This window comes from Pseudorhodoplanes sp., assembly GCF_035565795.1.
Classification (GTDB): domain Bacteria; phylum Pseudomonadota; class Alphaproteobacteria; order Rhizobiales; family Xanthobacteraceae; genus Pseudorhodoplanes.
Genome location: NZ_DATMRV010000252.1, coordinates 66,548 through 89,741, shown reverse-complemented (window position 1 = coordinate 89,741; position 23,194 = coordinate 66,548). Strand labels below are relative to the sequence as shown.

Here is a 23,194-nt window from a genome sequence, read left to right as displayed (position 1 = left end):
GCTTCCTGGAGAAACAACTCGTCGTTTGTGCTGGAAGGAAAATTGCAGTCGCTACGATACGGAGTGTGGCATGAGGCTTGCTACGCCGCAGATCGAGTTATGTCGTGTCGAGGGTCATTGATGGAACGGAATCGAGCTCTTGTGCTAGGCGCAACCGGGGTGGTTGGCCGCAACCTGCTGCAGCATCTCATGACGCTTGGCGATTGGGACGTCATCGCGGCTTCCAGGCGAAGGCCGGATATCGAGGGAGCGTATCGCCATCTTCCGGTCGATCTGCTCGACAAGCGGCAGACCCGTGCGGTGCTCGGCGACAAGCTAGACCTCACGCATGTCTTCTATTCCGCCTATGTCGAGCGGCCGACCCATGCGGAGATGGTGGCCCCGAATATGGCGATGCTTGAGAACGTGGTGGAAGCGGTCGAAGCTACGTCACCGCGGTTGCAGCACATCAATCTGATGCATGGCACCAAGTTTTACGGCAATCATCTCGGTCCCTTCCCAACGCCGGCACGGGAAGACGATGCCCGCCACATGCCGCCGAATTTCTACCACAGCCAGCAGGATTGGGTCGTGGAGCGGCAGAAGGGGAAGACGTGGACCTGGTCATCGGCACGCCCGCATGCCGTGTGTGGCTTCGCGACCGGTAATCCGATGAACCTGGTCATGGTTATTGCTGTCTATGCAGCAATTTCCAAAGCGTTGGGTTTGCCGCTGCGTTTCCCCGGAACGGATGCGAGCTATCGCGCGCTCTATCAATGCACGGATAGTGGCCTTCTCGCCAAGGGTCTGCTCTGGATGGCGCAAGATCCGAAATGCGCTAATCAACCGTTCAACATCATAAACGGTGATCTCATCCGGTGGGAGCGAACCTGGCCGCGTTTTGCCGATTACTTCGGGATGAAACTCGGCGATCGTCAGCATATCAATCTTGTCCAGATGATGAAGGACAAGGGGCCTCTGTGGGATCACATGGTCGCAGAATATGGGCTGCAGCCCGTTCCTTACGAACAGATCGTGCTCTGGAATTACGGAGACTACGTCTTTTCGACCGGATACGATGTCATTTCCAGCACGATGAAAGCCAGGACATACGGTTTCACCGAGTTCTGCGATACCGAGGAAATGTTCATCCGTTATTTTGATGAGCTGCAGGCGAACAGAATCATACCGAAATTCTGAGTGCAGGGCGATGCGGGGCCGCATGAATGATTGTGCGGCACGGAGGGGTGATAATACCGATCCAGCCGTGCGGTCGCCGCAGATCAATGCCGGTAATGGTCTTTACATTCGACGATGAATTACCGGCCATTAAACGGGTCAGGCAGGGGGCGTAAATCCCGGCGGTAGGGTTGTCTTGAACGACGGCTTTTCGGTCATGGGGACGAACCAGGCGGCGAGACGCGGTGCCGTCTTGCGCCAGTCCGCCGTATAGCGAAAATCGAGGTATTGGAGCGCGACGCCGAGCACGAGGTCGGCGCTGCTGAGGCGGCCGCCGACAAGTTTGTGGCTGGGGTCGACGAGACGTTCGAAGGTGGTCAGGATTCTGTCAATCCGTTTCGTCTCGCGATCGAGCACGGTTTTCATTTGCGCGACATCCGGTTTGCGCAGTTCGACCGTGCGGGTCGCCGTCGCGTCGATCATGCCGTTCGCCAGCGCTTGCAGACGCAGGACCTGCCAGCGCCATTCGCCGCTGCTGGGGATCAGCCGCTGCGCATCCGGTAGTAAGCTATCCAGATATTCGATGCACAGATTGGATTCGAATAGCGGCGGGCCCTGGTCAAGCACCAATACCGGCACTTTGCCGACCGGAGCAAGGTCAAGAAGCGAGGGCTCAGGATTCCAGGCGTCGACTGTCGTGAACTCGTAGTCGTGGCCGGTTTCTTCAAGATAAACACGGACCTTGCGTACGTAAGGGGATGTGGTGGAGCCGATCAGTCGCATGATCACCTGCGGGAGTGACAATAACGCGTGAGCGCGAAGAGAAACGGACGATCATACAGAAAGAGCCGGACGCTGCATGTGCAGCGGCCGATATTACGATTTACTGCACAAAATAGAGCTTCTGAGTTTCGGCGCGCTCCTTGGCGACACGTGCGGCCATATCCTTGGCGTTGAAGTATGAGGCGAGCAGGCCGGCATGCAGCAGCTTTTCCTGAACGGCCTTGTCGGCTACGACGTCTCGCAGTGCTTCGTCCCAGGTTTTGACGATGTGCGGCGGCAGATTCGGTGGGCCCGAAATGCCGATCCAGTAAAGCACCTCGACGCTCGGAAACCCGGCTTCTGCCGCGGTCGGCACCTCCGTCATGTTCGGCCATCGTTCCGGCGCAGCAGTAGCGACGACACGCAGCTTTTTTGCCGAGAGCGGCGCGGCGATGGCACTGTAGGAGCCGACGCCGAGCTTGACGTGGCCACCGGCGGTCATCGTGACTGCTTCAGAGCCGCCCTTGAGCGCAACCGATCGCGTTTTTTTCACGTCGACATTGGCGGCAGCGAAAAGTTGACGGAACGCCATGTCCTGTGCGCCGGCTCCGCCGAGTGATGTCCAGGTGAAGTCTCCCGGGTTCTTTTGCAGTTCAGTGGCGATATCTCTCAGCGTCTGCAGTGGTGAGTCATAGGGGACGATAAAGTTCATCGGCGTGTAGGCCATGATTGCTACGAAGGTGCGATCTGTCACCTTGAAGGCGAGATTCTTGACGACCGTGTCGAGCATCGAGCTCTGTGGCGGGCCGTCGACCAGCAGGATGCTGCCGTCAGGCCGTGCCGTCATCACATCGTTGACTGCGGGAACGGTATTGCCGCCCGGCTTGTTGACGACCTTGATCGGCACTTTCCAGCGTGCTTCGAGCGCCTGGGCGATGACACGCGCGCCGGAATCGGTCGATGCGCCGGCTGCGAACGGCACGATAAGTTCGACCGGCTTTGTTGGATACTTCTCTTGTGCAGACGTCGGCAGAGTCGTCAATAACCCTACTGCAGCTGCGACGGTCCAGGTAATCGCTTTCACCGTCTTTCTCCTCCAAAATCGGGATTTCCTGACAAGATATTCTGGTATGAGGACGCTCAGGCTTCGTTGGTGCTTTCCCGGATCAGATTGGCAACGGCCCGTGATCGCCGCTTGAGATAAGTGGTGACGATCAGGACCAGTGCTGTGGCGATAACCAGCGCCAATGGGATCGGTCGCTCGATAAAGACCATCGGCGTCCCGGTCATGGCGATGGACTGGCGGAGTGCCTGTTCGAACATCGGCCCGAGCAGGAAACCGAGCACCAGCGTCGAGACCGGCATGGAGAGCCGCCGCATGATGTAACCGATGATGCCGAACAGAACTGCGACCCACACGTCAAATAGGGTATTGCGCGGTGCATATGCGCCGAGCACACAGATGATCAGAACGACGGGCCCCAGGATGCTGTAGGGAATGAGGCAGATACGGGCCCAGAGACCGACCAGAGGCAGGTTGAGCACGATGAGTGCCGTATTGGCGATAAGCATGCTGCCGATCACCGTCCAGATCAGCAGCGGCTGCTGTTCGAAGAGCATCGGACCAGGCGTCACGCCACTGATCAGCAACGTGCCGAGCAGGATTGCCAGTGCGGGGCTGGTTGGAATGCCGAGCGCCAGCAGCGGAATAAAGCCGGCCATCGCCGTGGCATTGTTGGCGGATTCCGGGCTAGCCACGCCCTCGATCATACCGGTGCCGAATTTTTCCGGCGTCTTGGAGATCTGCTTCTCGACGTCATAGGCAAGATAAGCTGTGAGCGCGGGCAGCATGCCGGGCAGCAAGCCAAGCACGAAGCCGATCACCGTGCCACGAATGGCTGCGAACATGCCGCGAACGAGTTGCGCGCCACGTGGGATCATCGACCACCACGATCCCAGCTTTCCGGTGAAGATTTTTGTGATCTTCTCGTCGACGCTGGTGAGAACCTCGGCAATGCCGAATAGGCCGACCAGCACTGGAATGATGTCGAAGCCCTTCATCAGCTCGATGGTGCCGAAATTCAGCCGCTGTGTGCCGGTCAGGGGATCTGTTCCAACAGTTGCGAGCCACATGCCGAAAACACCGAGCGCAAGGCCGCTGAGCAACGATGAGCCGGCAAAACTGATCAGCGCCGTCATGCTGAACAGGACCAGGCCGAAATATTCCGGAGGCCCGAACTGTAACGCCAAGCCGGCAATCTGCGGCCCGATGAGTGCGATCGCCAGCGTGCCGACGATGCCGGCAAGGAACGAGCCGATTGCAGCTATAGCGAGAGCTTGCCCTGCCTGCCCGTTCTTTGTCATGGGGAACCCGTCCTGCGCAGTAACAATGGACGAGACTTCGCCAGGAATGTTCATCAGGATCGCGGTAGTCGATCCGCCATACATCGCGCCGTAATAGATGCCTGCCATGATGATGACCGCACCATCGGTCGGTAGATACAGTGCGACAGGCAGCAGGATTGCCATTGCCGAGGCCGGCCCGAGACCCGGCAGGACGCCGACCAGCGTCCCGAGCAGGCAGCCGATCATGGCGAAGCCGATATTGGCGAACGTCAGCGCGTTGAGGAGGCCGTCAATGATCCCGACATTCATTATACAGGTCCTTAGAGCGCCTTGTGGAAGTCGGATGCGCGATGGAAGTCCGAGATCGGCAGATAGAGTGCTTCCTGCGCGCCCGTGGCGGCGTTGCTTGGGCGCCACGATTGCGGCAGTTCGCTCACCGGCAGCAGGCCGATCATCTCGGTATGTTTGTCCAGGCCGGTGATGGCGAGCCACGCCATGTTCGGATGGATGAAGGCAAATGCTTTTTGCGCCGCCGCGGTCTCTTCTTTACCCATTCCGTCGAAGGAGACGACGTGCAGCGCGCCTTGTGGAGAAACGGAGAAGCTGTCTTCGACAATTTTTGCTCCGTCGAACAGGTCGCGACTCCAGTCGACGATGTAGGGTTTCCATTCGAAGAAGCCCCAATCGGACGTGTATTCTTTTGTCGTGAATGCCTCGGGCGACTCGATGATCCAAAGCGCAAGATAATTGCGGCCGGTGCCGTCAGAGCGTCGGAAGCGCTGGGTGGAGCGAAAATACGGCTTGGACAGCATCTGACCGATCTTTGGGCCGCTGTACCAGTCGTTCCAGAATTGCTCCTTGGCGGGTTCTGAGAAGTTGCAGCGCACAATATAAGCGAACATCGTTGGGATTTCCGTCACTGAGTGGATTGTTCGAGGCAGCGCTTTTTGAACTTGTCGTGGCAAGTCCTATGCCACGGGGAAAATCCGGTGACTTCCGACGGGGTGCGACCGTCAACTGTGCATGGTGACGACATCCCGTTCCGGGGTCCTGTTCGTAACGGAGACAGGTCGTCGTGTCGTGCAAAAAAACATTGGGTATTCTCACCTGATCGAGCACGCTTATCGCGTTGGCACGGCGCTTGCGATGTGTTCGATTGCGTGATTGGAGGGACGATTTATGTGCATCGCAGCATCGTAGACGATGTTGCTGCGGCGCACGGTAAGGTCGTCGCGAAGCCAGAGGGTGTATGATGACGCTTACGCGTATCCAGGGCCTGCTCTTCATCCTGTTGGGTGTCGTGTCGTCCTACGACAGCTGGCGTATCGTCTCGAATGTGCGCCCGACGGGCAATTTCGATGCGGTCGGGCCTGACCGTTATCTTCTCGGTCTCAGCGTCATCATGATCGTGGTTGGTGCGCTTCTGGCTGCGCGTTCGTCCGCCCAGGGTGGCAGCGTCAGCGTTGCCGAACTGTTTCGTTGGCCTCCACCTCATTTCGTCTCGGTTCTGGTGATCGTTACTGCGTTCGTTTGGTTGATGCCATATATCGGTTTCACCTTTTCGTGCCTGCTGTTTTTCCTCACGGTCTATAGGCTGCTCGGCGAGGCTTCGTGGCCGCGCATCGTCGTCCACGCGGTGCTCACAACGGCTTTCATCTATGTCATCTTCATCTATTTCTCCGACATGTCGTTGCCGAAATCGCCGCTTGGCTTCTGATCGTTTGTTCGTATGGGATGTTCCGCTCGATGAATGTCATGGACACGAACAAGATCGACCTGCGGGAGACGCAGATCGAGGGACTGAGCCGCAGTCTGTGCGAACATGTTGCGATGTTGCGGTATGAAGACCTGCCGGTTGATGTCGTCCACAATGTCAAATTGCTCCTGCTCGATACGCTCGGCATCATCGCTGCCGGCCGAACCGCTCCCGGTATCGATATCCTTCACGCGCGTCTGCAGCGGTGGGAAAAGACCGGCACTGCCACCGCGCTGAAGGACAAGCTGCGCCTTTCGCCGCCCAATGCCGCACTTGCCAATGGCGCGGCCGCTCACGCTCTCGATTTCGACGATATCCATGATGAGGCTCGCGTTCACACCTCATGCGTCCTTGTGCCGGCGCTGCTTGCTAGTGCGGAAGATCTTGGCGGCGTCGCCGGCCGTGACTTTATCGTTGCGATGGCGGTCGGCATCGAGGTGAATGCGCGGCTCGGTCTAGCTTGCTTTAACTGTCTCGGTCATGGCTGGCACCCCACCATGGTGATGGGTGTCATGGCAGCCGCGGTCGCGGTGGCGCGGCTTCTGTCATTGGACGTGGACAGGATGCTCGGTGCGCTCGGTTTTGCGCATCATCTGGCATCCGGTTCTGCGCAGAGTATCCTTGATGGCGCGCTGACCAAGCGCATAGGACCGGGCTTCGCCGCGCATGCCGCGGTGATGGCGGCTTTCCTGGCCTCTGACGGGTTGAGTGGCCCGAGTCGCCCCTTGGAAGGGAAAGCCGGCCTGTTCCTTTTGCAGGAGCGCGGCGAAGTGCTTCCCGACCGGCTGCTGCAGGACTTTGGTCGACACTGGGAAACCATGCGCTACGGCTTCAAGGCGTTTCCCTGCTGTCGCTGCTGCCACAGTACCATCGATGTTGGTCTCAGGCTCCATCAGGATGGTATCCGTCCCGAGCAGGTGGAGAGCGTAGAGATTGCGCAACCATCTGTGAATTTTCGCACGGTTGGCCTGCCATATGATGCGAGCCGCGATTCGGTCGTCCATGCGCAGTTCAATGCGGCCTATTGTTTTGCCCGTGCGCTGCAGGATGGCAGGGTCGATCTGCATACCTTCCAGCGGCCCCAGATAACCGATGCATCCATCGCGGCGCTAACCAGACGCATTACGGTGGTGATGGATCCGGCAATGGATCCGATCGCCATGGGGCCGGTACGTATCACGCTGCGATTGCGCGATGGCCGAAACGTGGTGAGGGAGGATTCGGTGCTTCTCGGTGGCCCGGACGCACCGCTGCCGGACAGTGCGCTGATCGAGAAGTTCCGCTCCTGTCTTGCAATCGGCGCCGGCGCCGACGATGCGGTTGCTGACCGGCTGGCGACATTGGTGATGACCCTTGAGGAGCAGAAGGATGTGGCTGAAATTGTCGCTGCATTCCCCTGATAACCGATTCAGGTCGGCAAGGCGCACATATGACATGTCGTCACCTTATCCAACGCCTGTTCGCTTCCTGCAAAGTTTTCCTGAGATGACCCGCCCCCGAGGTATTCGGCACTTGTGAGCTGTAGGCGGGCCATGACGTTAGCACCTCAATCTGTTGCATCTCGAACAGCCACATCGCGTACCGTTGTGGTTGTCGGCGGCGGGCTGGCTGGCCTGTGTGCCGGTGTACGGGCGCAGGAACTCGGCTTGAACGTCCTCCTGCTCGAACAGGGGGATGGCGAGAGCTATCCGTGTAATTCCCGTTATTCCGGGGGGATCGTCCATATCGGCTTTCATGATCCTCACCGTCCCAGTGAGCAACTGATGGACGTTATCCATCGTCTCACAGGCGGCGATGTTGATCCGGATATTGCCGATGCGATCGCCTGCGATGGTCGGCGTCTCCTGCGGTGGCTCCAAGGGCATGGGACACGCTTCATGCGTTTCAACTTCAAGGAAGGCTACAAGTGGAGCATGGCTCCGCCGCGTCGCCGCATTCCTGGCACTGACTGGCAGGGCCGAGGGCCTGACGTGACCTTGCGGCGATTGGCTGCGACCTTTGTCGGCAGTGGTGGTAGTCTTTCACTGCGCACCAGAGCATACGCATTGGTGATGGAGGAAGGGCGCTGCGTCGGTGTCCGGGCCGAGTGCGGTGGACAGGAGAGGGTCTTTCGCAGCGATTTTGTCATCATCGCCGATGGTGGTTTCCAATCCAGCCCCGAGTTGTTCCGCGCCAATATCGGCCCTCACTTTGAGGCCGTGTTTCAGCGCGGTGCGGCGAATGCGCGTGGTGACGGCATCCGCATGGCGCAGCAGGCCGGTGCGGCGCTGACACGCTGCGACCGTTTTTATGGTCATCTGTTGCATCGGGATGCCCTTTCCAACCCGAAATTGTGGCCCTATCCGCAGGCGGATGAACTCGCGGTCGCCGGCATCGTCGTCGACAATCAGGGGCGCCGTCTGTACGACGAGGGCATCGGCGGCATCGGCCTTGCAAACATGCTGGCCTCGCGTGCGGATGTCTCGCCGGTCTTCACCGTGTTCGATGCCAAGGCGTGGGACGGTCCGGGCCGTACCGCGCGCATTCCGGCTAATCCATTGATGGCCAATGCAGGAGCGACGCTGCACCGCGCGGGTACCATTCGTGCCGTGGCCGAGAAAGCCGGCATCGACGCCGACAGACTTGTAGAAACGGTGGTCGACTATAACGCCGCGCTGGTCGACGGCCGCGCCGGCACATTGCACCCGCCGCGGGTGCGGGGCATCGCACCGAAGCCTCTCGACACGCCACCCTATGTCGCCTTTCCGCTGCTTCCCGGCATCACCTATACGATGGGGGGCCTGTCGATCGATGGCCACGGCGCGGTACTCTGTTCCGATCGCGCGCCTATTCCCGGTTTGTTTGCGGCCGGTGCCGTCACCGGAGGACTCGAGGGCGGCAATTTTGCTTATGTCGGCGGGCTGATCAAAGCCGGGGTATTCGGTCTGCGCGCCGCTGAACGAATTGCCGAACAGGCGAACGCGTGAGAGAGCGCAATCCGGTTTGGAGAGAAATATGGATGCGATGAAGGACTATCCGACGCTGGCTCTGATCGTGCGGTATGGGAGGCTTGGTGCGTCGACGTTTGTACTTGTGGCCGCGGCCGTCACGCTGTGGGTTACATTGCCGCTGGGAGTTTTTCCTGCCGTGGTCATTTCCGCGCTGGTTGTATTTGCCGGCGGCATCCTAGCCATGAGTTATGTCGAGATCGTGCGACTGATCACCGAAATGCTGCTGCCACAATAGGCCGTCTGCCGGAAGGGCGTGTTTTTCTTTGGACGATCATGTTCGTCCAGGGGAACGATTCCCGGCTTCGTCATGAAGCCTTTCTCTGCTCGAAGAACTTATCTTTGACGCCACCAATTTTATGGGGCGAAGATTGATAGCCGGGCGCGATTACATTTCCTGGAATGATTTCTTTGCGGCATCCCGCGCATTCGCGACGTGGAGCCTTGCTGCCTCTCTCGCCTTCTCGGGATCTTTCTTCTTGATGGCGGTGAAAATCGCGTTCATTTCCTCATAGCTTTTTCTCGAACGCCCGGTCAGTGACATCGATTTGGCACGCAGAAAGTTAATCCGCGCCAGCAAACTCTCCAGTAACTGCTCGATGATCTGATTGCCGCAGTTGCGCAAGATGATGGCGTAAAATTCGGCGGTCGTTCGAATTCTTTCCCCCGGGTCGTCCATCCTGGTTGCCTTCCGGAAGGCTGCCAGTGCGGCCGACAGCGCCGCCACATCGGGTGCGTCGATGGATACCGCACAGCGTGCCGCCGCCTCGCCCTCCAGGAGAGCCCGGACGTCGTAGATTTCCTCTGCGGATTTCCACGACAGCACCGGAATTTGCGGGCCGCGATTGGGGACGATTTCGATCAGTCGCTCGGCCTGCAGGCTGCGCAGCGCTTCACGCAACGAGGGGCGGCTAACGCCTAAAGAGGCGCACAGGTTTGCTTCGACCAAGCGATCGCCAGGCTGAAACATGCCAGACAGAATCGCATCCTTGAGCTTTTCAACCGTTCCTTGCTGCACGGTCTTGGTGTTGACGCGCAGGTCCAGTTTGGGCGGCATGATCTGATCCGGACTCATGAATGAGAGAGAGGAATTATGCGGACGTAATTGCGCAGCAGGATTGTGACGACGCAGATTTGCGTTGGTTCAATCGCACAGTCTCCGGCGTGAAACCATTGCCATCAGGCGGACCCCCCTGGTGTTTATGTTCGGCTTATGCCGAACGTGGCACCGTCTGGGTATATTTTATTTTTGACAGATTGTCAGGCAATTTGCTTGACTGACATTTGTGGCTGTGTTTCGCTTGAGAGCGAAGGGCAGGCGATGCGGGGGAGCCCGTGCGATCTCGGTATTTTGCGTATTTTGCGCGATGGCCAGCCGATCTTTGGCTGGGGGAGTGCCTGTCTGCGTAGCGGAGTGCAGGATCAATGCTGTCGGATGTTTCATCGCGCTCGCAGGATTCGATCCGCGAGCATCGAATCCGGACCAGTCGCATCGCGCTCAATGCGCGGGAAGTCGGACAAGGGCCGGTGGCGATTTTCATGCACGGGATCACGGCTGTTGGCGCCGTGTGGGACCCGGTTCTCGACAAGGTCAAGGGGGCGTTGCGCGCTGTGGCGATCGATCAGCGCGGTCACGGCCTCAGTGAAAAGCCAGCGTCGGGCTATGCGGCGAAGGATTTTAGCGAGGATGTCCTCGCGTTGATCGAGATGCTCGGCGGCGGCCCGGCCATCCTCGTTGGGCACTCGCTTGGCGCGCGCAACGGCGTCGTTGCCGCGACTCTGCGACCCGATCTTGTCAGGTGTGTGATTGCCATCGATTTCGCGCCTTACATCGAAACTGAGGTGCTCGATACGCTGGCGGTGCGTGTGAACGGCGGTGATCGCGCATTCGCTTCGCAGCAGGAGGTCGAAGACTATCTTCAGAACAGATATCTGAAGTTGCCGCCGGACGCTGTGCGGCGTCGCGCCGAGCACGGCTATCACGCGGTGGGAGGCCACATCCGGCCGCTTGCCGATCCGGGTGCCATGTCGCAGACCGCAGACGGTCTGCGTGACGATCTCGAGCCGGCCTTCAGGGCGGTAACTCGTCCCGTCCTGCTGGTGCGCGGGGCGCAAAGCAAGCTCTTGTCCGCCGAGGCTTTTGCGAAAACGCAGCAATTGCGGCCGGATATGCCGACGCTGGTCGTCGAGGATGCGGATCATTACGTCCCAGAAGAAGCGCCGGATGTCATCGCAAATGCCATCCTGGACTTCGCCCGCAAACATTGAACGCGCCGTGATGCGCCCATGCCCTGGTCAAACCCGGTGAAAGAGGAGGTCGCATGCCTGCCTGTCGCGGCTTTTGCTGTGAGGCGATCAGGCGCCGATCGTGGCCGGGCTTGTCGTCGGTTCGCGGGGGTTCCGCCTGACATGGCTGTGCTGGCCGAAATTCCCACGATTGTGAAGAATATCGGTGGCGTCGTTGTCGCCATCCTGCTGTGGGAAGCGGTCCGGATGTCGGGGTGGGTTGATCCCCGAGATCTTCCCTCGTTCTTCGCTATCGTCCGATCCGCTGTGGACGGCCTCTCAGGCGGCGATCTGTCGTGGGCCGTGCTGGCAACCATCCTGTCGTGGGCGCCCGGGCTCCTGCTTGCCGTCGTGATCGGCATTGCGGCCGGCGTTGCGCTGGCGCTGCTGCCGCGTCTCGAAAGCGCTACGCGGCCGTTGCTCGAATTCCTTCGGCCAATTCCGTCGGTGGCATTGATCCCTGTGGCGCTGCTGACGCTCGGCGTCGGCATGGAAATGCAACTGGTGATGATCGCGTTCGCCAGTGTGTGGCCGATCCTGTTCAGCACCAAGGCAGGCGTCGAAAGTGTTGACCCGCGCTATCGGGAGACCGGCCGGGTTTTCGGTTTGGGGACGGCTTCCCAGATTGTCCGTATCGTATTGCCCAATGCGCTGCCATCAGTCGCAACCGGAACGCGCACCGCCTCGGCAATTGCTCTGGTGCTGGCGATCACGGTGGAAATGCTCACCGGCAGACCAGGTATCGGATTCTATCTTCAGAATGTCCGTCTCAACGGGCTGGTGACCGAGATGTGGGCGGCGATCCTCGTCACCGGCGTCCTCGGTTATCTCGTCAATGCCGCCTTCATGACGCTTGAGCGCCTCACGCTGCCCTGGAGCCCGGAAAATCGTGGTCACTAGCTCCGCGCGCATCGTTTCCCTCGTACTGCAGATCGCGACCATCGCGAGCCTGGTGCTTGTCTGGCAGTGGGCCGCGCTGAGCCATCCGGCGCCGTATCTCCCGCCGCTGGAAGCCATTGCTAGGGGGTACTGGCGCCTGGTGCAGGGCGACCTGTTGTTCGTTGCCGTGCTGCCAAGCCTGTACCGGCTACTGGTCGGATTTCTTGCCGCCGTCGTGCTCGGGGTGATTGCCGGCCTTGCCATCGGCTATCTGCGTGCGCTCGATCCGTGGGTCCGCCCGATTTTGGAATATCTGCGGTTCATTCCGGCGGTAGCGATCCTGCCGGCGGCTTTGCTGTTGCTCGGGCCGACCGATGCGATGCGCATCTTTGTCATCGCCTTTGGATCGATCTTCCCTGTTCTGCTGGCTGCAATCGACGGTGCGCGTCGTGTCGATCCCACGCTGCTTGATGTTGCCCGTGTCAACGGCCTGTCAACTGTGCAGCAGATCGTGCGCGTCGTTATGCCGGCGGCATTACCATCGATATTCGCGGGCATTCGCATCGCACTCGGTCTCGCACTGATCATGATGGTGATCTCGGAGCTGATTGCCGCCGATGATGGCATCGGATTCTATATCCTGCGCAGCCAGCGGCTTTTCCAGACCGCCGGCGTGTACGCGGGCGTTCTCGTCATCGGCACCATTGGCTGGGCGCTCACTGCCGGGCTGCTGGCGTTCGAGAAGCGCGTTCTGGCGTGGCATCGCGGCTGGCGCGGGCTGACAGTCGCAAGCGGGAACGCATGAGGATGGAGGCCGCAGTGAGTGAACCCGTCCTGTTCGTCGACGATATCAGCAAGCGTTATGCGGGGGGCGCTCTACCGGTGCTGGAGGGCGTCTCGTTCAAGCAGAAGCCGGGGGAGTTTCTGGCCATCGTCGGCCCGTCGGGTTGCGGTAAGACGACGATGCTGCGCTGTTGCGCTTCGCTGATGCAGCCCGATAGCGGTTCGGTCTTTCATCAGGGTGAAACGTTTCGCGATCCGCCGTCGTGGCTGTCGATCGTATTCCAGGACTACAATCGCAGCTTGTTCCCCTGGCTTTCCGTTCGCCGCAACGTCGCGTTCGGCCTTCGCGATATGGTCGCCAGCGAGCGTGAACGCCGCGTTGGTGAAGCGTTGCGCGCGGTCAATCTCGAACATGCCGCCGATCTCTATCCCTGGCAATTGTCGGGAGGCATGCAGCAGCGCTGCGCTCTCGCGCGCTCGATCGTTGTCGAGCCGAAGCTGCTGATGCTCGACGAGCCGTTTGCATCGGTCGATGCCCAAACCAGGATCGATCTGCAGGACATGGTGATGGACATCTGCAGGAAGATGTCGCTGTCGACGTTGCTTGTTACGCACGACATCGATGAAGCCGTCTTTATGGCGGATAAGGTTGTCGTTCTTTCGACACGGCCGGCCCGCGTGGTGGAAGAGATCACGATCGATCTGCCACATCCGCGCGATCAGTTGACCACCAAGGAATCGCCGGAGTTTTTGCGGCTGCGCCATCACGTTTTCACGTCGGTGCGACGACAGGCACAGAAGAACGCATCATAACAACAGTACAGGGAGAACGATAGGATGATATCCAGAACCTTGATGGCGGCGATTGCCGTATTGGCGGCCGCGGGAGCTGTGGCCCTGGCTCCCGCCGGTGCGGCGCATGCCCAAGATGCCGGAGTGACCAAGATTCGTGTCGGATACATTCCGATCGGAATTTACTCGTACTTCTGGCGTGCACGCGACGCCGGGTATTTCAAGGACGAGAAACTGGATGTGGAACTGGTGCCGATGGCTGGCGGTGGGCAAATCATTCCCGCGCTTCAGTCGGGCGCGCTTCAGTTCGGCATCTCCGATGCGCTTGGCGTTCTGAATGCGCGCAACGGCGGGATCCCGGCGACTTATGTGTCGTTCAATTTCTCGCAGGCCTCGAGCGATCCGGTCCACGCTGTGCTGACGGTGGATCCCGCGATCAAGACTGCTGCCGATCTCAAGGGTAAATCGGTCGCGACCAATCTCAGCTATAATACCGACTGGACCATGATGCGGGCGTGGCTTCGCAAACAGAATGTCGATCTGAAATCGATCACGTTCCGTGAAATCCCGTTTCCGGACATGCTGCCTGCTCTGCGTAACAACACGGTGGCGGCAGTCGGTGCGACCGAGCCGTTCATCACGCTGGGCAAGGAGCAGGGCGCACGCGTGCTGGGCTATTATTTCACCGATGTCCAATCGCCCGTAGTGTTGTCGGGTATTGTCGGACTGCTGCCTTATGTCGAGAGCAACAAGGATGTCGTAAGGCGGTTCGTCCGCGCCATCAATCGTGCCCTCGACGACTACTCTGATCCTGCGATCGTTCGCAAGACCATCGCTGCGAACACCAAGATCCCGCCGGCTGTCGTCGAGAAAATGGGATTGGGTAAATGGCAGGCGAACGTGCCGCCGGAGCAGATCCAGTTCTGGGTCGATGCGGCCAAGAAGGAAGGCATCGTCAGTTCGACGGCCGACCTCAAGTCTCTTGTTTGGCAGGATAAGTAAATTGAAGCGCGGGGTCTGCGCTGCCGGCGCAGGCCCCGGCTTCTCCCCGATACATTATGCATGGTGACTGGTATGGCTAACATCAATAAGCACAACGGCAAGACGCAGCATGCTGAAATCGCGGGTGCCGGCTTTGCTGGACTGACCGCGGCGGTCGCGCTCCGGCAGCGCGGCTGGAGTGTGCGTTTGCACGAGAAGGGACCGGAATTACGGGCGTTCGGCGCCGGGATCTATCTCTGGCACAACGGCCTGCGGGTCCTCGAAGGCATCGGAGCGCTCGAGGACGTGCTGAACGGTTCGCATACCCCGCCGGTCTACGAGACCTGGATGCATAACAAAAGCGTATCGAGAGAGACTTTTAACGGTCTGCCATGGCGTATCATGACACGCCAGCACTTGCACAATGCCATCGCCAACAAGGCGTTGGCTGAAGGCGTGGAGATTGTCGTCAATTCGGAAGTGGTGGCCGCAGATCCGTCGGGCAGGATCACGCTTGCGTCGGGCGAGGTTCGCGAGGCCGATCTGGTGATCGGTGCCGATGGTGTCGGCTCCAAGGTTCGCGATTCGATCGGCTTCGCGCAAGACCGCTGGATCTCCAAGGACGGATTGATTCGCCTGCTGGTGCCGCGCAAGAAAAAGGAGCTCGGCCACGGCGAGTGGGACAACACCATCGACATGTGGAATTTCTGGCCGCGCGTACAGCGGATTCTCTATTCGCCGTGCAATGACGATGAGCTTTACCTTGGCTTCATGGCGCCGGCGGACGATCCAAACGGATCTCGGGTGCCGCTCAAGCTCGAATCCTGGGTCGACATGTTTCCCTTTCTGGAGCCAGTTCTGGTCGAAGCCGCGAAACATCAGACTGCGCGCTACGACCGTTATGAAACGACCAAGCTCGACACGTGGACGCGCGGCAGAGTCGCTATCATCGGTGACGCGGCACATGCGATGTGCCCGGCGATCGCGCAGGGCGCGGGGTGCGCCATGGTCAACGCTTATAGCCTCGCGCGGGAGCTTGAGGAGATTCCGGATGTCGAGGACGGCATTCGGGCATGGGAAAAACGGATGCGGCCGTTGACCGACCGCTGTCAGGAAATTACCGGCGAATACGCGGCCAATCGCTCGCTATCGCTCGGCAATCAGTTCACCGCGCGCGCCCTGGAAACAGCGCGCTACGACCCCACCAGGCGCGTGTTTTCCTGGTGAGAGGGAACCGCGCCTGCGAGATCCGAACGACACGACAATCCGACTTGTTTCGAACCGACGACGGATTCTGCCTGTCGGGTCATCGCTGGAAATGACGACCTTGTTTTGGAGAGACGCATGAGTGACGAAGCAGACTTGTCGAAAGCCTACGATGTGCGGAGCTGGCACAGCGTCATTCAGGAAATCGCTCATGAGGGCGGTGCGCATGGGCCGGCGCTGATCAAAGCGGCGGTTGCAGTCGTTATCCGTAACCCGTTTTCCGGACGGCACGTCGCCGATCTGTCTCCTCTGACCAAGCCGAGCGCTGCGCTCGGCGCCGCGATGGGCCGTCGCGCCCGGGCGTTGCTTGGAGGGCGCGACGTCCAGAGCTACGGCAAGGGTGGAATTGCCGGCGTCAACGGCGAGCAGGAACATGTGGTGGCGTGCGTCACGACGGTCTTCGGCGACGCGTTGCGCGAGGCGGTTGGCGGCGGGGAAGCTTGGATTTCGTCGGCCACCAAGACAGCGTCGGCAGGATCGACTCTCGATATTCCGTTGGCGCACAAGGACGAGCTCTACATCCGCTCGCACTATGACGCGATTTCGATCGCGGTGCCGGATGCCCCGCGCCCCGACGAGTTGCTGATCTGCGTTGCTGTAGCTTCCGGTGGTCGCGTCCACGCGCGCGTCGGCGGCAAGACCCTCGAAGAGTTCTTGGCTGAAACGCGCGCCTGACGCTCCCCGCGATCTTTCGTTCCTCGACTTTCAATCGGAGACCTCGAATGCCGCTGAATATCAAAGATCTCAAGATCGAGAGCCTCGATTTCGATCCGCTCGGCCGGATGAAGGACCAGCATGCCGGCGACAAGGGGAATGTCATTCCCCGTCTGAGGGTCAGCGGCGTACCGAAAGAAGCCGTCGAGCTTGCGGTGATCTGTCATGATCCTGACGCGCCGCTGCCGCGCGGCTTTACCCATTGGACGCTCTATGCCGTTCCGCCGACTGCAACCGATCTGACGGATGCGCAAAGCAAGTTCCGCGTAGGACCGAACGGTGCGGGACAGCCAGGCTATTACGGTCCGCAGCCGCCTGCCGGCCACGGTCTGCACCATTATTATTTCTGGGTTTATGCGCTCAACACCCGCGTGGAGGGCACGCCGACGCGCGAGCAATTCCTCGAGCGGTACAAGGATAACATCATCGAGCAGAACCGCGTCGTCGGTCTCTATCAGAACTAGCGGTGGCGATGATCCGGGATATCGCGAGTTGCTGTTGATCCGCCCATGGTCGGAAACGTGCCGGTCATGGGTGCTGCAGGCCCTCGTAAAAGGGGGGAGTCAGGCTCCGATCTGACTTGGGGATGAATGGCGCAAAATGCGGCTGTCGAAGGCAGGCAGATCGATGACGCACCTATGGTGTCATGCAGCTGCGGAGATGCCGGATCGATTGCTGTGCACAGGTGATCGGATCCGGATCGTAAACAAACGGCTCGACACCGATGGTCGCGTCATAGCCCAGCGATGCAAGCGTTTTGAGGATCGCTGCGAAGTCGATCGCGCCGCTGCCGGGGCCGCCGCCATCCACCTCGTTGGCGTGCATGTGGACCACATGCCCTGTCGGCAGATAACGCTCCAGCAGTATCGGGATACTGTCCTGCTCGCTTCCCGCCGCGTGCGAACAGTCCAGCATCGTACGAAGCGAAGGAGCCCCGATGGCGTCGACGATTGTGGCGGCGTCCGCGATCGAGGTAATGAAATTGGTTCGATCCGGTGCCAGCGCCTCGATGCAGTAGATCACGCCGGCGTCCGCCGCTGCGACGGCCATGGCTTCGAAATAGGCGAGAGCCCGCGTGCGATCCTCCTTTTCGGAGCCGTCGCGCAGCCGGCGCTGTTGCCCGGAGCCATGTACGAGGTAGCGGCCGCCGAGCTCCGCACAGAGCGCAACCAGGCGTTTGCCGACCTCCATCGTCCGCTCGATCACCTCAGGGGCTTCCGATGTGATCGAGAGGCCGGAGGGCGCCTGCAGCAGCATATGCAGCCCGCTCATCCCCAGGCCGGCGTCGTTGAGTGCGCGTCTGATATTTGATGTGTCGCTGGCACTCAACCGGTGTGGTGATGCGCCAAGCGTGAACGGTGCAAGCTCAAGCGCGTCATAGCCTATTGTCGCCGCGACTGCGCACTGCTCCTCGAACGGCAGGTGACGCAGGACCTCGTTACACAGCGCGATACGCATGCTCATGGCGGGGTCATGGTGCGCGCGCCGCGAAGGCCAGAAGATTGTCGCGGTCGATCTTTGTGCGGACGGTGGCTGGCAGCGCCAGTTCGTCGAGCGCGCGCAGCGTCTCGCGGACGAGAATGGCGCCGCCCTCTGCATCGTAGGGAAAGTCGGTGCCGAACATCACCTGGTCGTTGCCGAAGAAGTCGAGGCCGCAGCGGGTTGCCGCGGCGCTGCCTGACAGCGCGGTGTCGCCATAGAACAGCTTGAAGTAGTCGGAGGGCGCCCGCTTGAGCGGTGGTGGCAGCAGATGCGCGTCGCTGTCGGGGGTCCGGGTGCCCATCTGCTTGCCCCAGCCCTGCGCGATCCGGCCGGCGAAGAAGGGGATCATCGCGCCGAGATGATGGGTGACGATCCGCAGCCGCGGGTGGCGGTCGAACAGGCCGGAGAACACCAGCCGCGCCATCGCTGCGCTGCTCTCATAGGGCCATCCGAAAGCCCACCAGATCTCGAACTTCGACAGCGTCTCTGTCGGGTAATCCGGAACGGTCGGTGCCCTCGCCGGGTGGAGCCAGATCGACATGCCGTATTCCGCGACGGTATCGAAGATCGGGGCAAAGCGCGGCTCATCGAGCGGTGTGCCACGCACGCTGGTGATGATCTGCACGCCGGCGCTGCCCATCTCGGCGAGCCGGTGAATTTCCTTGACCGCGGCATCGGGGTCGAGCAGCGACAGCGCCCCGCACCAGCCGGCGAAGCGATCCGGATGCGCGGCAACGAGCTCGACGAGTTCGTCGTTCATCAGCCGGGCGAGATCGGTCGCGGCGTCGCCGTCTGCAAGGTCCTCGATCGGCGGCAGTGACGGCGTGAGAAACTGTCGGTAGCCGGAGAATTGATCCATTATCCGGAACCGCTCATCGAGATCGAACAGGCTGCGCAGCGTCAGCCAGCGCTTCAGCCGGCCGGAAGCGGAGCCAAGCGTTTCGAGCCTGGCGAAATAGCGCCGGGGCAGGATGTGCGTCCAGGCATCGATATATTCGGTCATGAAGCGTCCAGCATGACTTCGTAGACCTGCGCGTGGCCGGTCCGATCGGAGGTGAAGACGATCCGCGAATTGTCTGGCGCAAAGCGCGGATGAGGGTGGGTATGCTGCGCGGCGTCGACCGTCACCGGGCCGTCGTTGTAGGGGAACGGATGTGCCCAGTGCGCGCCTTGCGAACTGGCCTGCGACAGGCAAATCAGCTCGGCGGGGGCATCGCCTGTCACGCTGAAGCGATGCAGGCCCCGGTCGGGGAAATTCGTGTCGCAGATGAAGGACGTGCCGGCCGGGTCGCAGGCCGCGTGCCACGCCGGAAAATCCGTGATGCGGCGCACCGCCCCGGTGTCGAGCGAGATCGCACTCATGCCGTGCGGCCAGTCGACGAAGGCCACTTCGCGGCGGCCGGGGATGAAGCTTTCATGCGTCACCCACTGCATCCTGTCCTTGCGTTCGTAGATGCGGCGCGTCACCCCGGCGCGGTTCGTGATCCAGACGCGGTCGGTCAGCGGGCCGGCATAGAGAATGATGTCGTCATCGTCGGGGCAGAATTGCGGATGGCCGATGGTATCGCGCTCCAGAAAGATGCGCGACTTGGCGTTCTGCGTATCGATCAGGACAAAGCGGGAGACTGCGCCGACCTTGACCGGCACTGCCCACCAGCGTCCGTTGGCGGATAGTGCTGTGGTGCCCATTGCCGCGCCGACCATACCCTTCTCGCGCATCTCGACATCGCCGAACTCTGCGAGCTGTTCTTCCTGCAGGGTATCGAGATCGGTGCGCCAGGCGCCGGTTCCAGCGGTGTAATAGATATAGTGCCCCTCGAGTGACGGAATGATCGACCAGTCGGCAAGATCTGGACGATCGGTCACCTGCACGAGCGAGCCGTCGGCGCGATCCTCGAAATAGATCTGCGGCTTGCCGGTCCGGAAGGACACGAACAGCAGCCGCCGCATCGCCGTGTCGTAGGCGGCGACAAAGAAGAACGGATGATGGTGGATCGACGGGTGCGACGTGACCTGCCGCACTCGCCGCCCGGTCCGCTCGTCACGAAACTCCCGGCTTTCCGCCGGGAGTCGCTGTCCGATGCTCATCGACGATGTATCCGTTAGATCTTGTAGGCCTTGGCTGCGTCGATGACAGCCTTCCTGTCGAAATTGTTGATCTCGTCGATCAGTTCGTTGGTATAGAGCGGCTTGAAGTCCTTGATGTCGAGCCGCAGGAATTCAGCCTCGCGGTGCAACTCGTCCTCGCTGATTTGGCCGAGCTTCATGTTCGGATAGGGCGGGCGGAACAACTGCATGCGGCGCAGCACTGGTGTCAGCACCGCCTTGATCGCATCGGCTTGCGAGGCGCCGCGTGGCGCCAGTTCCGGATAGGCTTCGAGCAAGACCTTGGCTCCGGCCTGCGGATTGGCGAGGATGAATTCGGACGCTTTGGCGCCGGAGCGCCCGAAGCCGACGGCGATCTTGCGGTTCTTTTCCAGATAATCGCGACGGGCATTGACGAAGAAGCCGCCGATCATCGGGATTTTCTCGGGGCGTGGCAGCATCCGGGTCTTGATGCCGGCGGATTCGATTTGCCCGAAACCGGTGTCGAAATAGGCGAGCGCGTCGATAGCGCCGCGTTGCAGGGCGACACCGGCGGTCACGCCTTCGCCGACCGCCAGCCACTGCACATCCTTGTCGGGATCGATGCCGAGTGTCGCGACCGCGGCGCGAGAAACCGGATAATCGGTCGTGCCAAGTCCCGACACGCCGATTTTCTTGCCGCGCAAGTCGCCATACGACTTGATCGGCGAGTCCGGCAGAACGGCGATATCCCACTTATAGGGATAGGTGTATTCGTAGAAGCTGACGATCGGTGGCAGTTGCTTCTTGGCGTAAAGCGGCAGCGCGAAGCTGTAGGCGCCGACGCCGAACTGGAAATCGCCCTTGTCGAGGCCGGCCTGTACATTGGCGATCGCGCCGGTCGGTATTGGCTCGATGCTGAAGCCTTCCTGCTTATTGTAGCCGAGCGCTTCGCCGATCACCATGTTGATAGTGGTCGCATTCATCGACTTTGTGCCCATGCCGAAGCGCAGCTTCTCGCCGGTTTGCGCGTGCGCGAAGCGCGGCCGGGTCGTGGCAATCGTGGCGGCAACGGCGCCGAGCGTGGCCATGACCTGGCGACGGCTCAATCTCGAAATGTCCTTCATGTGAAACCTCCCTGTTGAATGGCTTGCGACAAAATTCCTGCCGTTTGTTCTTATCGTTGATCTGCATGCGCTCCGTATGATCCGCGCCGCCTCACTTGTGACGGTCGGACCAGTGAACCACGCGGTGTTCGGTGAAACGGATCAGCAGATGCAGCGCGATGCCGACTACCCCGAGGATCACCAGCGATGCGAAGACCCCGGCAATATCGGTCACCGCCTGCGCCTGGGTGATGACCACACCGATGCCTTCTTGGGCGCCGAGAAATTCCGCGACGATAGTGCCGAGCAATGCGTAGACGACACCCATGTCGAGGCCGGCAAAAATATAGGGCGCTGCCGTCGGCAGCTTCACTCGCAGATAGGTTTGCAGGCGCGATGCCGATAGCGCCTTCATCAGGTCGAGGCGCTCCGGTTCGGTCGAGCGGATACCGGCAAAGCTGTTGACCAGCATCGGGAAGAAGGTCAGCAGCGCCGCCATCACCACTTTGGAGCCGTTGCCGAAGCCGCACCAGACGATGATCAGCGGTGCGATGGCGATCTTCGGCAGGCTTTGCAGCGCAAAGGCGTAGGGCATCAGCACGATCTCGACCGGCCGGAATTCCGCCATGAAGGAGCCGAGCAGCAAGCCGAGCGATGCGCCGATGAGGAAGCCGATCGCCGCATGGCTGAGCGTATTCCACAACGGGAGATAGAAGCCGACGCGGCTGTCGATCGGCACTGCGAGCCCCGACCACAGCGCATTGAAGACATTCTCCGGCGAGGGGAGGATGTACGGCGGGACCTGCAGGATTTCGACCGCGGCTTTCCAGATGAGCAGCAGGCCGATCACGCCGGCGATGGTCAGCGCGATATTGTTGATACGATCTCGCCGGCGCTTTTCCGCAAGGCGCTTCGTGGTCTGTTCGGCAAACGAATGGGGAGCGGAGACGTTGACGGTGCTGCTCATGGTCAGGCATCCAGCATGCGGCGGATTTCGCGCGCCAGTCGGATATATTCCGGATCGGCGATGGTCTCGGCGTGGTTGCGCGGTCGTGGCAGGTTGATCCGCAGATTTTCCAGCACCCGGCCTGGCCGCCCTGACATGACGATGACGCGATCGCCGAGGAAGATCGCCTCGCCGATGCTGTGGGTGATCAGCAGGACTGTCTTCTTGCTGGCAAGCCAGATCCGCTGTAGCTCGACATTCATCCGCTCGCGGGTGAGTGCATCGAGCGCGCCGAACGGCTCGTCCATCAGCAGAACCTTCGGATCGCGCGCCAGGCCGCGGACGATAGCCGCGCGCTGCTGCATGCCGCCGGAGAGTTCGTAGGGATACTTGTTCTCGAAGCCCTTGAGGCCGGCGACCTCCAGAAGGACCTGCACGGCGTCTCTGCGGCTCTTGTCATAGCCGCTGCCAACCTGCAGCGGCAGAACGACGTTCTGCCAGACCGTCATCCACGGCAGCAGCGTGGCGTTCTGGAAAACGACGCCGACGGCGTTGGACGGGCCGGTGATCGGTTGACTCCCGAGCGTCATCTCGCCGGCATCCGCCTTGTCGAGGCCCGCGATCAGCCGGAGCATCGTGCTCTTGCCACAGCCAGAAGGGCCGACGATCGAGACGAATTCGCCATCCGCCATCGACAGGTCCATGCCATCCAGCGCGACGACCGGGTCACCGGATATCGTCGAATAGACTTTCACCAGCCCGCGCGCGCGAATGAGCGGAGCGTCGGACGGCGTCGGCGCTGCGCGCCCCGCTTGCACCGCGGGCGACGCGAGATCGATAGTGGCCGACAGACTCATTGCCTCTCCCTGTGTTTCCTCACGATGTG

At 60.7% G+C, this 23,194-nt stretch carries 24 protein-coding genes; 13 read left to right on the top strand and 11 right to left on the bottom strand.

What is annotated here, in order from left to right:
• Positions 1–27: 27 nt before the first annotated feature.
• On the top strand, positions 28–1,179 hold the full coding sequence (locus tag VNZ93_RS22755) for an SDR family oxidoreductase (protein ID WP_325710788.1): 1,152 nt from the start codon (positions 28–30) through the stop codon (positions 1,177–1,179).
• Between the two features lie 138 nt (positions 1,180–1,317).
• Here VNZ93_RS22755 and VNZ93_RS22750 read toward each other — a convergent pair whose 3' ends face one another.
• From VNZ93_RS22750 to VNZ93_RS22735, 4 genes are all read right to left on the bottom strand, one after another.
• Positions 1,318–1,941 carry a glutathione S-transferase family protein gene (locus VNZ93_RS22750; RefSeq protein WP_325710784.1) on the bottom strand — a complete coding sequence of 208 codons (624 nt, stop codon included), beginning with the start codon at positions 1,939–1,941 and terminating at the stop codon, positions 1,318–1,320.
• A 100-nt stretch (positions 1,942–2,041) separates the two neighbouring features.
• Complete coding sequence (locus tag VNZ93_RS22745) at positions 2,042–3,004, bottom strand: tripartite tricarboxylate transporter substrate binding protein (protein ID WP_325710782.1); 963 nt, start codon at positions 3,002–3,004, stop codon at positions 2,042–2,044.
• A gap of 56 nt (positions 3,005–3,060) precedes the next feature.
• Positions 3,061–4,575, bottom strand: a complete 1,515-nt coding sequence (locus tag VNZ93_RS22740; protein ID WP_325710780.1) for a tripartite tricarboxylate transporter permease — start codon at positions 4,573–4,575, stop codon at positions 3,061–3,063.
• A gap of 11 nt (positions 4,576–4,586) precedes the next feature.
• Positions 4,587–5,231: a hypothetical protein gene (locus tag VNZ93_RS22735; RefSeq protein ID WP_325710777.1), complete on the bottom strand. Its 645-nt coding sequence runs from the start codon at positions 5,229–5,231 to the stop codon at positions 4,587–4,589.
• Positions 5,232–5,515: 284 nt separating this feature from the next.
• Between VNZ93_RS22735 and VNZ93_RS22730 the strand changes: the two genes are divergently transcribed.
• From VNZ93_RS22730 to VNZ93_RS22715, 4 genes are all read left to right on the top strand, one after another.
• Positions 5,516–5,983, top strand: coding sequence for a tripartite tricarboxylate transporter TctB family protein (locus VNZ93_RS22730; protein ID WP_325710774.1), 468 nt, complete (start codon positions 5,516–5,518; stop codon positions 5,981–5,983).
• A complete protein-coding gene (locus tag VNZ93_RS22725) occupies positions 5,878–7,422 on the top strand; it encodes an MmgE/PrpD family protein (protein ID WP_325710771.1) in 1,545 nt (514 codons plus the stop codon). Before VNZ93_RS22730 ends, VNZ93_RS22725 begins: the two co-directional genes overlap by 106 nt.
• A gap of 132 nt (positions 7,423–7,554) precedes the next feature.
• Positions 7,555–8,988: an FAD-dependent oxidoreductase gene (locus VNZ93_RS22720; protein WP_325710768.1), complete on the top strand. Its 1,434-nt coding sequence runs from the start codon at positions 7,555–7,557 to the stop codon at positions 8,986–8,988.
• 28 nt (positions 8,989–9,016) lie between these two features.
• A complete protein-coding gene (locus VNZ93_RS22715; protein ID WP_325710765.1) occupies positions 9,017–9,247 on the top strand; it encodes a hypothetical protein in 231 nt (76 codons plus the stop codon).
• A 150-nt stretch (positions 9,248–9,397) separates the two neighbouring features.
• On the opposite strand, the gene VNZ93_RS22710 is transcribed toward VNZ93_RS22715, so the two are convergent.
• The gene (locus VNZ93_RS22710; protein WP_325710763.1) at positions 9,398–10,066 is read right to left on the bottom strand and encodes a GntR family transcriptional regulator; all 669 of its coding nucleotides are present in this window, start codon (positions 10,064–10,066) and stop codon (positions 9,398–9,400) included.
• Positions 10,067–10,434: 368 nt separating this feature from the next.
• On the opposite strand from VNZ93_RS22710, the gene VNZ93_RS22705 reads away from it, so the two are divergent.
• The 8 genes from VNZ93_RS22705 to VNZ93_RS22670 all read left to right on the top strand — a co-directional run bounded on the left by VNZ93_RS22705 (position 10,435) and on the right by VNZ93_RS22670 (position 17,174).
• On the top strand, positions 10,435–11,277 hold the full coding sequence (locus VNZ93_RS22705; protein WP_325710760.1) for an alpha/beta hydrolase: 843 nt from the start codon (positions 10,435–10,437) through the stop codon (positions 11,275–11,277).
• 141 nt (positions 11,278–11,418) lie between these two features.
• On the top strand, positions 11,419–12,195 hold the full coding sequence (locus VNZ93_RS22700; protein WP_325710757.1) for an ABC transporter permease: 777 nt from the start codon (positions 11,419–11,421) through the stop codon (positions 12,193–12,195).
• Positions 12,185–12,979, top strand: a complete 795-nt coding sequence (locus tag VNZ93_RS22695) for an ABC transporter permease (RefSeq protein WP_325710753.1) — start codon at positions 12,185–12,187, stop codon at positions 12,977–12,979. Before VNZ93_RS22700 ends, VNZ93_RS22695 begins: the two co-directional genes overlap by 11 nt.
• Before the next feature lie 14 nt (positions 12,980–12,993).
• On the top strand, positions 12,994–13,770 hold the full coding sequence (locus tag VNZ93_RS22690) for an ABC transporter ATP-binding protein (RefSeq protein ID WP_325710750.1): 777 nt from the start codon (positions 12,994–12,996) through the stop codon (positions 13,768–13,770).
• A gap of 123 nt (positions 13,771–13,893) precedes the next feature.
• The gene (locus VNZ93_RS22685) at positions 13,894–14,751 is read left to right on the top strand and encodes an ABC transporter substrate-binding protein (RefSeq protein ID WP_325710747.1); all 858 of its coding nucleotides are present in this window, start codon (positions 13,894–13,896) and stop codon (positions 14,749–14,751) included.
• Between the two features lie 72 nt (positions 14,752–14,823).
• Positions 14,824–15,957, top strand: coding sequence for an NAD(P)/FAD-dependent oxidoreductase (locus VNZ93_RS22680; protein ID WP_325710744.1), 1,134 nt, complete (start codon positions 14,824–14,826; stop codon positions 15,955–15,957).
• A 117-nt stretch (positions 15,958–16,074) separates the two neighbouring features.
• A complete protein-coding gene (locus VNZ93_RS22675) occupies positions 16,075–16,671 on the top strand; it encodes an amino acid synthesis family protein (RefSeq protein ID WP_325710742.1) in 597 nt (198 codons plus the stop codon).
• Between the two features lie 47 nt (positions 16,672–16,718).
• Positions 16,719–17,174, top strand: coding sequence for a YbhB/YbcL family Raf kinase inhibitor-like protein (locus VNZ93_RS22670; RefSeq protein WP_325710739.1), 456 nt, complete (start codon positions 16,719–16,721; stop codon positions 17,172–17,174).
• Positions 17,175–17,346: 172 nt separating this feature from the next.
• On the opposite strand, the gene VNZ93_RS22665 is transcribed toward VNZ93_RS22670, so the two are convergent.
• The 6 genes from VNZ93_RS22665 to VNZ93_RS22640 all read right to left on the bottom strand — a co-directional run bounded on the left by VNZ93_RS22665 (position 17,347) and on the right by VNZ93_RS22640 (position 23,165).
• The gene (locus tag VNZ93_RS22665; protein WP_325710737.1) at positions 17,347–18,174 is read right to left on the bottom strand and encodes a sugar phosphate isomerase/epimerase family protein; all 828 of its coding nucleotides are present in this window, start codon (positions 18,172–18,174) and stop codon (positions 17,347–17,349) included.
• A gap of 7 nt (positions 18,175–18,181) precedes the next feature.
• Entirely contained in the window at positions 18,182–19,195 is a 1,014-nt protein-coding gene (locus VNZ93_RS22660; protein ID WP_325710734.1) for an amidohydrolase family protein, read from the bottom strand.
• Positions 19,192–20,280 (bottom strand): oligogalacturonate lyase family protein, encoded by a 1,089-nt coding sequence (locus VNZ93_RS22655; protein ID WP_325710731.1) that lies wholly within the window; start codon positions 20,278–20,280, stop codon positions 19,192–19,194. Before VNZ93_RS22655 ends, VNZ93_RS22660 begins: the two co-directional genes overlap by 4 nt.
• Positions 20,281–20,294: 14 nt before the next feature.
• Positions 20,295–21,383 carry an ABC transporter substrate-binding protein gene (locus VNZ93_RS22650; RefSeq protein ID WP_325710728.1) on the bottom strand — a complete coding sequence of 363 codons (1,089 nt, stop codon included), beginning with the start codon at positions 21,381–21,383 and terminating at the stop codon, positions 20,295–20,297.
• A gap of 91 nt (positions 21,384–21,474) precedes the next feature.
• Positions 21,475–22,329 (bottom strand): ABC transporter permease, encoded by an 855-nt coding sequence (locus VNZ93_RS22645; protein ID WP_325710726.1) that lies wholly within the window; start codon positions 22,327–22,329, stop codon positions 21,475–21,477.
• Between the two features lie 2 nt (positions 22,330–22,331).
• Complete coding sequence (locus VNZ93_RS22640) at positions 22,332–23,165, bottom strand: ABC transporter ATP-binding protein (RefSeq protein ID WP_325710723.1); 834 nt, start codon at positions 23,163–23,165, stop codon at positions 22,332–22,334.
• Positions 23,166–23,194: the final 29 nt, after the last annotated feature.

Coding starts and splice junctions, on each gene's coding strand:
- VNZ93_RS22750 (WP_325710784.1), bottom strand. CDS start 1,941: ATGCGACTGATCGGCTCCACCACATCCCCTTACGTACGCAAGGTCCGT.
- VNZ93_RS22740 (WP_325710780.1), bottom strand. CDS start 4,575: ATGAATGTCGGGATCATTGACGGCCTCCTCAACGCGCTGACGTTCGCC.
- VNZ93_RS22730 (WP_325710774.1), top strand. CDS start 5,516: ATGATGACGCTTACGCGTATCCAGGGCCTGCTCTTCATCCTGTTGGGT.
- VNZ93_RS22720 (WP_325710768.1), top strand. CDS start 7,555: ATGACGTTAGCACCTCAATCTGTTGCATCTCGAACAGCCACATCGCGT.
- VNZ93_RS22715 (WP_325710765.1), top strand. CDS start 9,017: ATGGATGCGATGAAGGACTATCCGACGCTGGCTCTGATCGTGCGGTAT.
- VNZ93_RS22710 (WP_325710763.1), bottom strand. CDS start 10,066: ATGCCGCCCAAACTGGACCTGCGCGTCAACACCAAGACCGTGCAGCAA.
- VNZ93_RS22705 (WP_325710760.1), top strand. CDS start 10,435: ATGCTGTCGGATGTTTCATCGCGCTCGCAGGATTCGATCCGCGAGCAT.
- VNZ93_RS22700 (WP_325710757.1), top strand. CDS start 11,419: ATGGCTGTGCTGGCCGAAATTCCCACGATTGTGAAGAATATCGGTGGC.
- VNZ93_RS22680 (WP_325710744.1), top strand. CDS start 14,824: ATGGCTAACATCAATAAGCACAACGGCAAGACGCAGCATGCTGAAATC.
- VNZ93_RS22675 (WP_325710742.1), top strand. CDS start 16,075: ATGAGTGACGAAGCAGACTTGTCGAAAGCCTACGATGTGCGGAGCTGG.
- VNZ93_RS22670 (WP_325710739.1), top strand. CDS start 16,719: ATGCCGCTGAATATCAAAGATCTCAAGATCGAGAGCCTCGATTTCGAT.
- VNZ93_RS22665 (WP_325710737.1), bottom strand. CDS start 18,174: ATGAGCATGCGTATCGCGCTGTGTAACGAGGTCCTGCGTCACCTGCCG.
- VNZ93_RS22660 (WP_325710734.1), bottom strand. CDS start 19,195: ATGACCGAATATATCGATGCCTGGACGCACATCCTGCCCCGGCGCTAT.
- VNZ93_RS22655 (WP_325710731.1), bottom strand. CDS start 20,280: ATGAGCATCGGACAGCGACTCCCGGCGGAAAGCCGGGAGTTTCGTGAC.
- VNZ93_RS22650 (WP_325710728.1), bottom strand. CDS start 21,383: ATGAAGGACATTTCGAGATTGAGCCGTCGCCAGGTCATGGCCACGCTC.
- VNZ93_RS22645 (WP_325710726.1), bottom strand. CDS start 22,329: ATGAGCAGCACCGTCAACGTCTCCGCTCCCCATTCGTTTGCCGAACAG.
- VNZ93_RS22640 (WP_325710723.1), bottom strand. CDS start 23,165: ATGAGTCTGTCGGCCACTATCGATCTCGCGTCGCCCGCGGTGCAAGCG.